Below are 14,495 nucleotides of genomic sequence, written 5' to 3'. Positions count from 1 at the left end.
GAGAAGCCTTGCCATGTCCTCCGTGCCCGCAAGCAGTGCGCAACCCTCGCGCCCGCTGACCCGCAACGACTACAAAACCCTGTCGCTGTCTGCCCTGGGTGGAGCGCTGGAGTTCTACGACTTCATCATCTTTGTGTTTTTCGCCACCGTGGTCGGGAAACTGTTCTTCCCTGTGGACATGCCCGAATGGCTGCGCATGATGCAGACCTTCGGCATCTTCGCCGCCGGCTACCTGGCGCGCCCCTTGGGCGGCATCATCATGGCGCACTTTGGTGACCTGCTGGGCCGCAAGAAGATGTTCACCCTGAGCATCTTCATGATGGCCGTACCCACCCTGATCATGGGGCTGCTGCCCACCTACGCGCAGATCGGCCTGTGGGCGCCGGTCCTGTTGCTACTGATGCGCATCATCCAGGGCGCGGCGATTGGCGGCGAAGTACCGGGCGCCTGGGTGTTCGTCTCCGAGCACGTCCCGCCGCGCCACATCGGCTACGCCTGCGGCACCCTGACCAGCGGCCTCACCGCCGGTATTCTGCTGGGCTCGTTGGTGGCTACCGCCATCAATAGCGCCTATACACCGGAACAGGTCTCTGATTACGCCTGGCGGATTCCTTTCCTGCTCGGCGGCGTATTCGGCCTGCTGTCGGTGTACCTGCGTCGTTGGCTGCATGAAACCCCGATCTTCGCCGAGATGCAGCAACGCAAGAGCCTGGCCGCTGAACTGCCCTTGCGCGCCGTGTTGCGCGATCACCGTGGCGCCATTGTGCTGTCGATGCTGCTGACCTGGCTATTGTCGGCCGGCGTGGTGGTAGTCATCCTGATGACCCCGACCGTGCTGCAAACTATCTATCACTTCAGCCCCACGGTGGCACTGCAGGCCAATAGCCTGGCCATCGTGACCCTGAGCCTGGGTTGCATCGCCTCGGGTGCGCTGGCCGACCGTTTTGGCGCCGGTCGCGTGCTGGTCACAGGTTGCGCACTGCTGCTGGCGACTTCCTGGACGCTGTATCACAGCCTGATGGCCCACCCGGACTGGCTGTTCCCGTTGTATGCCTTGACGGGTCTGTTTGTCGGCACCATCGGCGTGGTGCCCTACGTGATGGTCAAAGCCTTCCCGCCGGTGGTGCGCTTCAGCGGTCTGTCGTTCTCCTACAACGTTGCTTATGCCGTGTTCGGCGGGTTGACGCCCTTGGCGGTGTCGCTGCTGATGAAGGAGAGCCCGATGGGCCCGGCTTACTATGTGGCCGTCCTGTGTGTGATGGGGATGTTGGTGGGTGGGTATCTGTGGAAACACAGGCGGTAATCTGTTCAGGAGTAGGCTATGTACACGGAAGTACTCATTAAAATTCAGAAAGAGTGGTCCGAAAAAGCGGTTTTGTTAATGAGGGAGTTGCTGCCACTAATGGCTCCAGTGTCAGCTTTTTCTGAATTCAATAAGCGAGAACGGCAGGTCCTCGGTGAGCTTTTATCGGCGACAGCGCGATCTACCGAAAGTGCATTTTTATTGTCTGCTTACGGTCAACTCTGGGATGCGGATGTAATCATGCGCTCTGTGTGCGAGGGTACGCTGAAGGTACTGTATATACTCCAGTCGCGTGAGAGTTTTAGACGGCGAGTTGAAGAGTTTGATACTGACCTCTTTGAAATTTCATTATTGAAAAACGATAGTAAGGCTCAAGAACTTTTGAGCGCTGTGACGAATCCTGATGACCGAGAGTGGAAACCCATCAAGGATCTTTTGATATCGCCAGAAAAAAGAGCTGAAGTTAATCAGCGATATGATAGAAAAAACCGTCAAGAGCTTGAACGCAGATGGGGATTCACTGGCTTGATTGCCGGTCTAACGAATAGCGGAGATCCATTATTTAAAGGTTTTACAGCATTGCTACATGAGTACTCGAACGCTAGTCATATACATCATGCTGACTGCATTGGGATTGGAATGCCGATGGAACGTGACTTGCGAAATGCTGATGAAAGGGATTCAATTCATCTGGCTCATCTTAGTCGGATAATTTCCGATGGATTCGGGTATTTCAAATTTAGGGTAATGACGGGGTATCGCTTTATAAGTTACCCGTCAGCTGACGCAATCAAAGCCATGAAACTTTTTGAAAATAATTTCTCTGCTTTGGAAGATGAGTATGGTGATGTTTACAAGCGCTGGATGGATATTCAGTATCCGAGTTGAGCTTTATATAGTTCTCCAGCCTAAGAGTCTTATTTGACATTCTGATGCTGGTAAGCGGGCGCCATCAGTTAGCATATGCTCCAACGCCGTTGCTGCGTCAATAGCGTTGAGGACTTGATGCTCGACCATTAGGTCGAGCAGCCAAAGTGCACCGTGTACCTGCAGTCCGTCCCGAATTGCCTGACGACGTAGTTTCCCATCGCCAGTGAGTAACGGTCTTCCGGTTGTTTGTGCTAGTAGGTAGCAAGAAACATCGGCTAATGAACTATTGTTGTGTTCGACCTTAAGTCCTAAGAGTTTTTGCACGCCTCCCTCGTCAAATGATTCGACAACCAACCCTTGGGCGAGTAGTTCATCATGGGGGAAATCCTCAAGCTCGTGCATGACAAAGTCGGTGCAGCAGAAAGTGAGTGGCAGCCTGAACATATGCTCTAACAATCCCGCATTCCTGAAATCAATCCAGATGTTGGTGTCGCTGATATAGATGAGGCTCATGCACTCTCCAATGAGCCTAGAAAATTGGGATCTAGAGCTCTCACCGGGCGACGCAGCAACTCGGCCGCTCGTGATTTGGTGATAAGGCCTTCCGCTAACCCCCAGAAAACGAGTGACTCAAAACGCTGAGGTGGCTTGCAAGGTAATGGTTCAGGTTCTGCTTTGCGCCAGCCATTGCTACTGAACTGAATAGTCAGGGACTTGAAGCCGCCTTCGCCTAACAGTTTAAGGTCCTTCAATCGACGGAGCGCTGCATGCATTGAGAGCCCATATTGGCGCTTAGCAATTAATAGTTCTCTAGGGTGGACACGGGAGCGCTGATGATTCCCAAAATCTCCGGTTACGCTTTTAGCTGGATAAAGGAAAGCTCCTGCGAAGCGGTGACAGCAGTTTTCTTTATCGCGCTCGGGCATATCATCAGGCAATTTCATCACCCAGTGACCCAGTTCGTGAGCAGCGGTGAAGCGAATTCGTTCACCTGCTCTCTGAGCATTTAGAGCGATCAGCACATGTTCGCCGTCATTGGTGGCTGCGCAAGCGCCATCAAAATCATCAGGACCATCCAGCATCACCACTTTGATGCCGTGTTCTTCCAACTGCTCAGTCAGGTGAGCAATAGGGTCTTCGCCTATATCCCAATACTTACGGAGCTCATCCGCCGCTCGTTCCGCTTCTTCTAAGGAGGATACAGGGAGTATTTGCGCCGGGGTTTCGGCAGTCTTGATATCTTCTGGGTCGAAACACTCTTCAAGAGATATATAGCGTTCCAGATGCTCTCGAATCTGTTCCTCGACTTGGACCTGACGGTACTGAGGCATCTTCGCAAGCTTACGGAACTCCAGCGGCGCGAGTGGCAGTGCCTGAGTACGGAAAAAATACTCTGGACTCACCTCGAGTGCCTTTGCTAATTGCAAAAGGCGCTGAGAGTTTGGGGTAATCAGCCCTTTTTCATATTTGCTCAAGCCTTGCTTGGTTATGTCACCGAGACGCAGTGCCAGTGCTTCTAGCGACATGCCGCGCAACAACCTTGCGCGGCGAATTCGGTCATTGATCATGTGAGGTCTCCTTAGGTTGACAAGGCTATGCTTTGTTTTTGTTTTGTCAACCTAAGGTTCACCGTGAATCGCTCAAACTTTAACCAGGTTTTGGACCGGAGAGAATTTCAAAATTTTGCCATCGGGTTTTGAGTTTCAAATTGATCCAGCGTCCGGTCTACAAGTAACTGAATTCCCTCAAGCATCCGGCATATTCCCAGGGTCACGTCTCGCGCGGCACCGTCGACCTCGAACGCCAAATTTGCAGCCAAGACTTGAACCGAAGCGAGATCCTGGGACGCGTTTGCCAGCAGGGTCTCGGCATCCAGATCTGTACGCACGGTAAAAAGCCTATCAGCAGATAGGGCGCATTCGGCAGAACGTTTCGGATTGGGATTGATGGCTCTGCGAGCGTCTGCGTGCAGTGGAGCCGAATTGAGCGGGGGATTGGGGCTATCTTTGATCATCGTAAAAGCTCCTAACGAAATGGGAGCGGCCAGCATCACTTGCAGATGATGGGTGGCAGCTGTGCGCGGGTCTGCAAGACCGAGGTTAGGAGCATCCCGGCAGACCCGAAGGTCTCCCGCACACAGCCGCCATAAAGCGACGGCCATAAAAAGCGCTCTGATTATAGAGGCGCTTATGAACTCCCAACATAGTTTCGGCGGGCTTGCAGTCCCGGTCGCTGAATTTGCAGCGGCAGGAGGAGGTTATTAAGGCCCGTTCCGAGCGACAACCCTAAAAAGCTGTGGGAAATCTCCGATCAGCAAGTGCAGCATCGTTTCAAGCCAGAGCCATATCACGTTTATCTTCCCGCTCAAGCCTGTATTTCTGAAAGTTCTTCGTAAATGCCAACCTCACCCGATAGTGGCCTTTCATCTAACTGTCACATTCCAGACATAGAGTGTTCACACGGCCTCCTGATACTTGGCCCCGATCCAACTATCCCTATCTGCTAGGAGCAAGGCATGAAACTGAAACGTTTGATGGCGGCAATGACTTTTGTCGCTGCTGGCGTTGCGACCGCCAACGCGGTGGCCGCTGGTGTTGATCCGGCAATCCCGGCTTACGTCAAGACCACTGGTGTGTCGGGCAACCTGTCCAGCGTCGGTTCCGATACCCTGGCTAACCTGATGACCCTGTGGGCCGAGGGTTACAAAAAGGAATACCCGAACGTCAACATCCAGATTCAAGCTGCCGGCTCTGCCACTGCGCCACCTGCGTTGACTGAAGGCACCTCCAACCTGGGCCCGATGAGCCGCAAGATGAAGGACACCGAACTGGCGGCCTTCGAGCAGAAGTACGGCTACAAGCCAACGGCAATCCCGGTTGCGGTGGATGCCCTGGCGGTATTTGTGCACAAGGACAACCCGATCCAGCACCTGACCATGGAACAGGTCGATGCGATCTTCTCGTCGACGCGTCTGTGCGGCGCCAAAGCCGATGTGAAAACCTGGGGTGACCTGGGCGTGACCGGCGACCTGGCCAACAAGCCAGTGCAACTGTTCGGGCGTAACTCGGTATCTGGCACCTACGGCTACTTCAAGGAAGAAGCCCTGTGCAAAGGCGACTACAAGCCAAACGTGAACGAGCAACCGGGCTCGGCTTCGGTCGTGCAGTCGATCAGCTCCTCGCTGAACGGCATCGGTTACTCGGGCATCGGCTACAAGACCGCCAGCGTGAAGACCGTGCCATTGGCCAAGAAAGGCAGCACTGACTACATCGAAGACTCCGAAGAAAACGCCCTGAACGGCAAGTATCCGCTGTCGCGTTTCCTCTACGTGTATGTCAACAAAGCCCCGAACAAGCCGCTGGCGCCGCTGGAAGCTGAGTTCGTGAAACTGGTGCTGTCCAAGCAGGGCCAGGAAGTAGTGGTCAAAGACGGCTACATCCCGCTGCCAGCCAAAGTCGCCGCCAAGGCCCTGGCTGACCTGGGTTTGAAAGAAGGCAACTAAGCCTGCGATACCTGGTGTAGACGCATGCTTTTCTGTGGGAGCGGGCTTGCCCGCGATGCTGGCGACGCGGTTTAGCGTTGAAATCGTGTTGATGCCATCGCGGGCAAGCCCGCTCCCACATAAGCAGTCTGCATCCCTAATTTTTTATCCGCTGCCAGCCCTGCTTCGCGGCGGATTTGTTGCGTCACTGCACTGTCATCTTTCTGTCATACAGGATCGCTAGGGTGTGCGCATGAATGATCTGGCCAATTCCACCATGACGACGACTTCCCCTCCCAAGCGCATTGATTTCAATACGCCTGAGCTGCAACGCAAGCGCCGCATCCGCGCGCTCAAGGATCGCTTCACCCGTTGGTATGTGCTGGTCGGCGGCCTCGCCGTGCTGGCCGCCATTACCCTGATCTTCTTCTTCCTCGCCTATGTGGTTGCGCCATTGTTCCAGGGCGCCTCGTTGAGCAAGGAAGACGCGTTGACGCCCGCTTGGATGCAGGACGCCGGCAAGCCGTTGATGATCTCCCTCGAAGAACAGAACCAGGTCGCCATGCGGGTTTCCGACAAGGGCCAGGCGCTGTTCTTTGCCGTGGACACCGGTGCCGAGCTCAAGCGTGTCGACCTGCCGATTCCGGCCGGTACCAGCGTTGCTTCCATTGGTGAAGATCAGCCGGGCAGCCCGCTGGTGATTCTCGGTTTGTCCAATGGCCAGTCTTTGGTGTTCCGCCACACTTATAAGGTGTCGTACCCGGACGGCAACAAAACCATCACCCCAGCTATCGAGTACCCCTACGGCGAAACGCCGATCGTACTGGATGACGCCGGTCGCCCGCTGGAACACGTTGCGCTCAACGCCACCGACACCTCCCTGGTGGTGGCAGGTTCCGCCGGTTCGCACTTGAACGTGCTGACCCTGAGCCGCGAAGAAAACATGATGACCGGTGAAGTCACCAGCGAGCAGAAGCGCGTCGAGCTGCCGCAGATGACCGAGCCGGTGAAGGCGATCTTCATCGACCCACGCCAGCAGTGGCTGTATGTGATCAACGGTCGTGCCCTGGCCGACGTGTTCAGCCTGCGCGACAAGAGCCTCAACGGTCGCTACAAACTGCTGGAAGACGCCGACACGGAAATCACCGCCAGCACCCAGTTGGTCGGCGGTATCTCACTGATACTGGGTAACTCCAAAGGCGGCCTGGCCCAGTGGTTCATGGCCCGCGACCCCGATGGCGAACAGCGCCTGAAGCAGATCCGCACCTTCCAGATGGGCACCGCGCCCATCGTCGAAATCAGCGCTGAAGAGCGCCGCAAAGGCTTCACCGCCCTGGATGCTGCTGGCCAGTTCGGCGTGTTCCACAGCACCGCCCATCGCACCTTGCTGGTGGACCCGGTGGTCGATGGCCAGGGCCTGTTCGGCATGTCGCCACGGGCCAACCGCGTGATTGTCGAGGCGGGTGGCAAGCTGCAACCGTTGTTGCTCGACAACCCGCACCCGGAAGTGTCGTGGAGCGCGTTGTGGAGCAAGGTCTGGTACGAGAACTACGACGAACCTAAATACGTCTGGCAATCCACGGCCGCCAACACTGACTTCGAACCCAAGATGAGCCTGGCCCCGCTGACCTTCGGTACCTTGAAGGCCGCGTTCTACGCCATGTTGCTGGCGGCGCCACTGGCGGTTGCTGCAGCGATCTACACCGCTTACTTCATGGCGCCGAGCCTGCGCCGCAAGGTCAAGCCGGTGATCGAGCTGATGGAAGCCATGCCGACGGTGATCCTCGGATTCTTCGCCGGCCTGTTCCTGGCGCCGTATGTGGAAGGGCACCTGCCGGGCATTTTCAGCCTGTTGATGCTGTTGCCGATTGGCATCCTGGTCGCCGGCTTTGTCTTCAGCCGCTTGCCTGAGTCGATCCGCCTGCGCGTTCCCGATGGTTGGGAAAGCGCGATCCTGATTCCGGTGATCCTGTTGGTGGGCTGGCTCTCGCTATACATGAGCCCGTACCTGGAAACCTGGTTCTTCGGCGGTGACATGCGCATGTGGATCTCCCACGATCTGGGCATTACCTACGACCAGCGCAACGCGTTGGTGGTCGGCCTGGCCATGGGTTTTGCGGTGATCCCGAACATCTACTCCATCGCCGAAGATGCCGTGTTCAGCGTGCCACGCGGCCTGACTCTGGGTTCCCTGGCCCTGGGCGCCACGCCGTGGCAGACCATGACCCGCGTGGTCATCCTCACCGCCAGCCCGGGCATCTTCTCGGCGCTGATGATCGGCATGGGCCGCGCCGTGGGCGAGACCATGATCGTACTGATGGCCACCGGTAACACCCCGGTGATGGAGATGAACCTGTTCGAGGGCCTGCGCACCCTGGCGGCCAACGTTGCGGTGGAGATGCCCGAGTCGGAAGTGGGCGGCAGTCATTACCGCGTGCTGTTCCTCTCGGCGCTGGTGCTGCTGTTGTTCACCTTCATCATGAACACCCTCGCCGAGCTGATTCGTCAGCGTCTGCGCAAGAAATACTCGTCGCTTTAAGAAAGGTAGAAGTCTGTGAAACAGAACTCCCTGAATGGATGGTTCAAGAGCGGCGCCCCCGGCGTCTGGATCAGCGGTGGCGCGGTGTCCATCGCGGTCATCATGACCATTGGTTTGCTGGCTGTGATTGCGGTGCGGGGCCTGGGCCATTTCTGGCCGGCCGACCTGATCCAGGCCAACTACAACGTGCCAGGCCAGGCCAACCACATCGTGATCGGCGAAGTGGTGCAGAAAGAAGAAGTGCCGCGTGAGCGCCTGAAAAGCGCGGGCCTGCCGGTGCCGGACCAAGGCCCGGAATTCATGACTCGTGAGCTGATCAAGGTCGGCAACCGCGACCTGAACGGCAACGACTTCACCTGGATTGTCGGTGAGTGGCTGAAGGACCAGACCAAGCCTGCGAACCTGATGGCCATCGAGCGTCGTGAGTGGGGCAACTTCTACGGCACCCTGGTCAACGTCAAGCAGGACGGCAAGGTGATTGCCGAAGGCGAGGCCGCGTGGCCTGAGCTGCAAGCCCGCGTGGACCGCGTGAACAAGCTGGCTGCTCAGCTCAAGACCTTGGAAAAATCCGATATCGGCGCGATCAACGCCGGGCTGGAGCGCATCCGCCTGCACGGTCGCAAACTGGAACTGGAAGGCAAGCTCGACGCTGCCGCCCAGGCCGACATGGACGCCGACCGCGCCGAGCTGAACGCCCGCTACCAGGACATCGAAGCGCGCCTGGCCGACCTGCATGCACAGTTCAACCGCGACGCCCTGACGGCGCGTGACGGCAACGGCAAGGAAGTGGAAATCGGCATCGGCAAAGTGGTGCACGCCTACCAGCCGAACGCCATGGGCACGATGACCAAAATCGGCTTCTACTTCAGCAAGGTCTGGGAATTCCTCAGCGATGACCCACGGGAGGCCAACACCGAAGGCGGGATCTTCCCGGCCATCTTCGGCACCGTGATGATGACCCTGATCATGGCAATGATCGTGACCCCGTTTGGCGTACTGGCCGCGGTGTACCTGCGTGAATACGCCAAGCAGAACACCTTGACCCGCATCATCCGTATCGCCGTGAACAACCTGGCCGGCGTACCGGCCATCGTCTACGGCGTGTTCGGCCTGGGCTTCTTCGTGTATGTACTGGGGGGCTCGGTCGACCGTCTGTTCTTCGCTGAAGCGCTGCCTGCGCCGACCTTCGGTACGCCGGGGTTGCTCTGGGCTTCGCTGACCCTGGCGCTGCTGGCGGTGCCTGTGGTGATCGTGGCCACCGAAGAAGGCTTGGCGCGGATTCCTCGCACCGTGCGTGAAGGCTCCCTGGCACTCGGCGCGACCAAGGCGGAAACGTTGTGGAAGATCGTACTGCCAATGGCCAGCCCGGCGATGATGACCGGCATGATCCTCGCCGTGGCCCGTGCCGCGGGTGAGGTGGCACCGCTGATGCTGGTGGGTGTAGTGAAGCTGGCGCCGTCGCTACCGCTGGATGGCAACTACCCGTACCTGCACCTGGACCAGAAGATCATGCACCTGGGCTTCCATATTTATGACGTCGGCTTCCAGAGCCCCAACGTCGAAGCCGCACGGCCGTTGGTGTACGCCACCGCCTTGCTGCTGGTACTGGTGATCGCCACGCTCAACCTGTCGGCAGTGTGGATTCGTAACCACCTGCGCGAAAAATACAAAGCGCTGGACAGCTAATGCGATCCAATGTGGGAGCTGGCTTGCCTGCGATGGCATCACCGCGGTGTTACTGCAATACCGCGCCGCCCGCATCGCAGGCAAGCCAGCTCCCACAGGGCTCGGCGTCAGGCACAGAATTTGAGTAAGCCGCCCCGGCGGTTCAACGAAATGAATTGGTAGCACAGGGAGCATCCCATGCAACACGAAACCCAATCCCACGGCATCAACATGTCTGCCCTGGGTCGCGACAAGCAGAGCCTGAGCCTGGCCCAGGAAACCGTGGCCATCGAAGTCCCCGGCCTGAGCCTGTACTACGGCGACAAGCAGGCACTGTTCGATGTCAGCATGAACATCCCCAAGCAACGCGTGACCGCCTTCATCGGCCCGTCGGGCTGCGGCAAGTCCACGTTGTTGCGTACCTTCAACCGCATGAATGACCTGGTGGACGGTTGCCGTGTAGAAGGTGCAATTAACCTCTACGGCACCAATATCTACCGCAAGGGCGAAGACGTGGCCGAGCTGCGTCGCCGCGTGGGCATGGTGTTCCAGAAGCCCAACCCGTTCCCCAAGACCATCTACGAAAACGTGGTCTACGGCCTGCGTATCCAGGGTATCAACAAGAAACGCATCCTCGACGAAGCGGTTGAGTGGGCGCTCAAGGGCGCGGCATTGTGGGACGAGGTCAAGGACCGCCTGCACGAATCGGCACTCGGCTTGTCCGGCGGCCAGCAGCAGCGCCTGGTGATCGCCCGTACCATCGCCGTAGAGCCGGAAGTGTTGCTGCTCGACGAACCGTGCTCGGCGCTCGACCCGATTTCCACCTTGAAAGTCGAAGAGCTGATCTACGAGCTCAAGTCCAAGTTCACCATCGTCATCGTGACCCACAACATGCAACAGGCGGCGCGGGTTTCCGACTACACCGCGTTCATGTACATGGGCAAGCTGGTGGAGTTCGGCGACACCGATACCCTGTTCACCAATCCGGCGAAGAAGCAGACCGAAGACTACATCACCGGTCGCTACGGCTAGGAAGCTGTGGTTCTGATTGCACTGACGCTGCGGTTCTCCGCACCTTACCGGACGCTCCAAGGACGCCAACATGATTAGCAAAGAAGGCCTTACCCACCACATCTCCGCGCAGTTCAATGCCGAGCTTGAGGAAGTGCGCAGCCACCTCCTGGCGATGGGCGGGCTGGTGGAGAAGCAAGTCAATGATGCGGTCACCGCGCTGATCGAGGCCGACTCGGGCCTGGCCCAGCAGGTGCGCGAGATTGATGAGCAGATCAATCAGATGGAACGCAATATCGACGAAGAGTGCCTGCGCATTCTTGCCCGCCGCCAGCCAGCGGCCTCGGATCTGCGTTTGATCATCAGCATTTCCAAGTCGGTGATCGACCTGGAGCGCATTGGCGATGAAGCCACCAAGATTGCCCGCCGCGCCATCCAGCTGTGCGAAGAGGGTGAAGCCCCCCGTGGCTACGTGGAGGTGCGCCATATCGGCGATCAGGTGCGCAACATGGTGCGCGATGCCCTCGACGCCTTCGCCCGCTTTGACGCCGAACTGGCGTTGTCGGTGGCACAGTACGACAAGATCATCGACCGCGAATACAAGACTGCGCTGCGCGAATTGGCCACCTACATGATGGAAGATCCGCGTTCGATCTCGCGGGTCTTGAACATTATCTGGGTGCTGCGCTCCCTGGAGCGTATCGGCGACCACGCGCGCAATATCTCGGAATTGGTGATTTATCTGGTGCGCGGCACCGACGTCCGGCACATGGGCCTAAAGCGCATGAAGGCCGAAGTTGAAGGCACTGCTGATCTAATCCCTAATGTTCCGGGCGAATCTGACGATAAGTAAGGTTGCCCGAGAAATTAACGCCCGGCCTCTGGCCGGGCGTTTTTGTTTGCGGCATCTGAATTTTTTGCACAGCAGGCGCCATAAAGTCCTTCTGTGACCCGCGAGTTTTGGCAAAATGCCATCAGTCAGGCGTTTTGCAGACGTTTTTATAGGATGAAGGGTCGATGAGTAAAGTCAGTGTGTTGGTGGTGGATGACGCCTCGTTTATTCGCGACCTGGTGAAGAAGTGCCTGCGTAATTACTTCCCCGGGATCAAGATCGAAGATGCGGTGAACGGCAAAAAGGCGCAATCCATCCTCATGCGCGAAACCTTCGACCTGGTGCTGTGTGACTGGGAAATGCCGGAAATGTCTGGCATTGAGCTGTTGACCTGGTGCCGCGAGCAAGCGCACCTGAAGGCCATGCCGTTCGTCATGGTGACCAGCCGTGGCGACAAGGAAAACGTGGTGCAGGCGATTCAGGCGGGGGTTTCCGGCTATGTCAGCAAGCCGTTCACCAACGAGCAGTTGCTCAACAAGGTCAAGCAGGCCCTGCACAAGATCGGTCGCCTCGATGCGCTGATTGCCAGCGCGCCGACCAAGATGAACTCAGCCTTTGGCAACGACTCCCTGAGCGCCCTGACCGGCGGCAAACCCGAAGCGGTCAAGCCGGCCCCGGTGGCAGCGCCCAGCAAAGGTTTGCTCAATACACCGCCAGCCAAGGCCCCCGCAGCAGCGGCGCCGGCAGGCAGTCGCGGTCAGGGCCAGTTGCGCCTCGCAAGCGGCACCCAGCAATGCGTGATCAAGGCCCTGAGCATCAAGGAAGCGTTGCTGGTGGTAAAGCGTGGCGAGGTCCTGCCACAAGTACTGGAAAGCGCCGTGCTCGACCTTGAACAGGGCGACAACGCCGAAGTCGCACGGCTCAACGGCTACCTGCACGCCATCGTCGCCTACGAGCCCAAGCCCGACAGCGACTGGTTGCAACTGACTTTCCGCTTTATCGACCAGGATGCGCAGAAGCTGGACTACATATCCCGCCTGATCGCCCGTGGCACGGCGCAGAAGCATTTCGTGCCGGGTGCGTGACCCTTCAAGGCGACGCTTAGTCCATGTGGGAGCGGGCTTGCCCGCGATAGCAATCTATCAGTCAACAATGCGCTGGCTGACCCACCGCTATCGCGGGCAAGCCCGCTCCCACACACAGCACTGCGCTTGCAGTCAGTCCAGCAACAACACCTTGGCCAACACGATCTTCGGCCCTTTCATCTTCTTGATGATGATCCGCAAGCCTTCAACTTCCAGCACTTCTTCTTCTTCCGGCACGCGCTTGAGCGTGTCGTAGATCAGGCCGGCCAAGGTTTCGGCTTCGATATGGTCCAGGTCGACGCCCAACAGGCGCTCCACCTTGAACAACGGCGTGTCACCACGCACCAGCAGTTTGCCGGGCTGGTAGGCGAGGATGCCGCGCTCGGCCTTGCGGTGTTCGTCCTGGATATCGCCCACCAGCACTTCCAGCACGTCTTCCATGGTCAGGTAGCCGATGATCTTGCCGTCAGCTTCCTCCACCAGGGCGAAGTGCGCGCCGCCTTTGCGGAACTGCTCCAGCAGTTGCGACAACGGCATATGCCGCGATACGCGTTCCAGCGGGCGGGTCAATTCGGCCAGGTTGAACGATTCGGGGATATGGTCCAGGGCAGCCAGTTCCAGCAGCAAATCCTTGATGTGCAGCAAGCCGACAAACTCGTTGCGCACCGCGTCATACACCGGGTAACGGCTGAATTTATGGCGACGGAACAGCGCGAGGATTTCCTTGAGCGGGGCGTTGAAGTCCAGGGTCACCAGGTCTTCCCGGGAGTTGGCCCAGTCCACCACTTCCAGCTCGCCCATTTCCACGGCGGAGGCCAGTACGCGCATGCCTTGGTCGCTGGGGTCCTGGCCACGGCTGGAGTGCAGGATCAGCTTGAGTTCTTCGCGGCTGTAATGGTGCTCATGGTGCGGGCCAGGCTCGCCTTGGCCAGCGATACGCAGGATGGCGTTGGCACTGGCGTTGAGCAGGTAAATGGCCGGGTACATCGCCCAGTAGAACAGGTACAGCGGCACGGCCGTCCACAGCGACAGCAACTCGGGTTTGCGAATCGCCCAGGATTTTGGGGCCAACTCACCGACCACGATGTGCAGGTAGGAAATCACGAAGAAGGCGGCAAAGAACGACACGCCCTTGATCACTTCAGGCGACTGCACGCCGACCGCGCCCAGCATCGGCTCGAGGATGTGCGCAAAGGCCGGTTCACCGACCCAGCCCAGACCCAGGGACGCCAGTGTGATGCCCAGCTGACAAGCCGACAGGTAGGCGTCGAGCTGGCTGTGCACGGTACGCAGGATCTGCCCGCGCCAGCCGTTCTTATGGGCGATGGCCTCGACGCGGGTGGCGCGCAGTTTGACCATGGCAAATTCCGCCGCAACGAAGAAACCGTTGAGCAGTACCAGGATCAGTGCAAAAAGAATCATGCCGAAATCGGCGAAGAGTGTAGCGAGGGTAATGCCAGGGGAAGGGTCCATGATGGGGTTTTGCAGGTTCCGTGTGTTCAATAGGGGTGACAGGTGGGCCTGAAAGGCAGGCGCAAGTCGGCCAATGTAGCGGCTGACGGGGCGCTTGCCTAGTGCCCGCTGCCGGGCGGGGCTGCAAAGTCGTGTCGCAGAACCCGTGTGGGAGCTGGCTTGCCTGCGATGGCGGTCTGCCTGCTACCGATAATTTGGCTGACCCGCCGTCATCGCAGGCAAGCCAGCTCCCACAG

The 14,495-nt window shown here is 58.2% G+C and carries 12 protein-coding genes; 8 read left to right on the top strand and 4 right to left on the bottom strand.

Annotated elements, in window-relative coordinates:
• The first annotated feature begins 13 nt into the window (after positions 1-13).
• Positions 14-1,303, top strand: coding sequence for an MFS transporter (locus tag CLM72_RS27995; RefSeq protein ID WP_105228991.1), 1,290 nt, complete (start codon positions 14-16; stop codon positions 1,301-1,303).
• An 18-nt stretch (positions 1,304-1,321) separates the two neighbouring features.
• A complete protein-coding gene (locus CLM72_RS27990; protein ID WP_105228990.1) occupies positions 1,322-2,191 on the top strand; it encodes a DUF5677 domain-containing protein in 870 nt (289 codons plus the stop codon).
• Positions 2,192-2,194: 3 nt separating this feature from the next.
• Here the strand turns inward: CLM72_RS27990 and CLM72_RS27985 are convergent, their stop codons facing one another.
• The 3 genes from CLM72_RS27985 to CLM72_RS27975 form a co-directional block, all read right to left on the bottom strand.
• On the bottom strand, positions 2,195-2,686 hold the full coding sequence (locus CLM72_RS27985; RefSeq protein WP_105228989.1) for a nucleotide-binding protein: 492 nt from the start codon (positions 2,684-2,686) through the stop codon (positions 2,195-2,197).
• Entirely contained in the window at positions 2,683-3,741 is a 1,059-nt protein-coding gene (locus CLM72_RS27980) for a helix-turn-helix domain-containing protein (protein ID WP_105228988.1), read from the bottom strand. Before CLM72_RS27980 ends, CLM72_RS27985 begins: the two co-directional genes overlap by 4 nt.
• Before the next feature lie 107 nt (positions 3,742-3,848).
• Entirely contained in the window at positions 3,849-4,187 is a 339-nt protein-coding gene (locus CLM72_RS27975; protein ID WP_105228987.1) for a DUF6124 family protein, read from the bottom strand.
• A gap of 501 nt (positions 4,188-4,688) precedes the next feature.
• Here CLM72_RS27975 and CLM72_RS27970 point away from each other — a divergent pair.
• From CLM72_RS27970 to CLM72_RS27945, 6 genes are all read left to right on the top strand, one after another.
• On the top strand, positions 4,689-5,675 hold the full coding sequence (locus CLM72_RS27970) for a phosphate ABC transporter substrate-binding protein PstS (protein ID WP_003195633.1): 987 nt from the start codon (positions 4,689-4,691) through the stop codon (positions 5,673-5,675).
• A 484-nt stretch (positions 5,676-6,159) separates the two neighbouring features.
• Complete coding sequence (locus CLM72_RS27965) at positions 6,160-8,193, top strand: ABC transporter permease subunit (protein WP_177430957.1); 2,034 nt, start codon at positions 6,160-6,162, stop codon at positions 8,191-8,193.
• 15 nt (positions 8,194-8,208) lie between these two features.
• Positions 8,209-9,879: a phosphate ABC transporter permease PstA gene (gene pstA, locus CLM72_RS27960; protein WP_078466300.1), complete on the top strand. Its 1,671-nt coding sequence runs from the start codon at positions 8,209-8,211 to the stop codon at positions 9,877-9,879.
• A gap of 177 nt (positions 9,880-10,056) precedes the next feature.
• Positions 10,057-10,890, top strand: coding sequence for a phosphate ABC transporter ATP-binding protein PstB (gene pstB, locus CLM72_RS27955; RefSeq protein ID WP_003195626.1), 834 nt, complete (start codon positions 10,057-10,059; stop codon positions 10,888-10,890).
• 70 nt (positions 10,891-10,960) lie between these two features.
• Positions 10,961-11,722: a phosphate signaling complex protein PhoU gene (phoU, locus tag CLM72_RS27950; RefSeq protein ID WP_034129125.1), complete on the top strand. Its 762-nt coding sequence runs from the start codon at positions 10,961-10,963 to the stop codon at positions 11,720-11,722.
• A gap of 164 nt (positions 11,723-11,886) precedes the next feature.
• Entirely contained in the window at positions 11,887-12,786 is a 900-nt protein-coding gene (locus tag CLM72_RS27945) for a response regulator (RefSeq protein ID WP_105228985.1), read from the top strand.
• Between the two features lie 132 nt (positions 12,787-12,918).
• On the opposite strand, the gene CLM72_RS27940 is transcribed toward CLM72_RS27945, so the two are convergent.
• Complete coding sequence (locus CLM72_RS27940; protein ID WP_003195620.1) at positions 12,919-14,259, bottom strand: hemolysin family protein; 1,341 nt, start codon at positions 14,257-14,259, stop codon at positions 12,919-12,921.
• Positions 14,260-14,495 lie beyond the last annotated feature (236 nt).

Origin of the sequence: Pseudomonas sp. MYb193 (assembly GCF_002966775.1) — a bacterium.
Classification (GTDB): domain Bacteria; phylum Pseudomonadota; class Gammaproteobacteria; order Pseudomonadales; family Pseudomonadaceae; genus Aquipseudomonas; species Aquipseudomonas paracarnis.
This window is presented reverse-complemented; position numbering and strand designations above follow the sequence as displayed.

Excerpts from the sequence above, each read along its gene's own strand:
- CLM72_RS27990 (WP_105228990.1), top strand. The coding sequence starts at position 1,322 with ATGTACACGGAAGTACTCATTAAAATTCAGAAAGAGTGGTCCGAAAAA.
- CLM72_RS27970 (WP_003195633.1), top strand. The coding sequence starts at position 4,689 with ATGAAACTGAAACGTTTGATGGCGGCAATGACTTTTGTCGCTGCTGGC.
- CLM72_RS27945 (WP_105228985.1), top strand. The coding sequence starts at position 11,887 with ATGAGTAAAGTCAGTGTGTTGGTGGTGGATGACGCCTCGTTTATTCGC.
- CLM72_RS27940 (WP_003195620.1), bottom strand. The coding sequence starts at position 14,259 with ATGGACCCTTCCCCTGGCATTACCCTCGCTACACTCTTCGCCGATTTC.
- phoU (WP_034129125.1), top strand. The coding sequence starts at position 10,961 with ATGATTAGCAAAGAAGGCCTTACCCACCACATCTCCGCGCAGTTCAAT.
- CLM72_RS27980 (WP_105228988.1), bottom strand. The coding sequence starts at position 3,741 with ATGATCAATGACCGAATTCGCCGCGCAAGGTTGTTGCGCGGCATGTCG.
- CLM72_RS27995 (WP_105228991.1), top strand. The coding sequence starts at position 14 with ATGTCCTCCGTGCCCGCAAGCAGTGCGCAACCCTCGCGCCCGCTGACC.
- CLM72_RS27975 (WP_105228987.1), bottom strand. The coding sequence starts at position 4,187 with ATGATCAAAGATAGCCCCAATCCCCCGCTCAATTCGGCTCCACTGCAC.
- CLM72_RS27965 (WP_177430957.1), top strand. The coding sequence starts at position 6,160 with ATGCAGGACGCCGGCAAGCCGTTGATGATCTCCCTCGAAGAACAGAAC.
- pstB (WP_003195626.1), top strand. The coding sequence starts at position 10,057 with ATGCAACACGAAACCCAATCCCACGGCATCAACATGTCTGCCCTGGGT.
- CLM72_RS27985 (WP_105228989.1), bottom strand. The coding sequence starts at position 2,686 with ATGAGCCTCATCTATATCAGCGACACCAACATCTGGATTGATTTCAGG.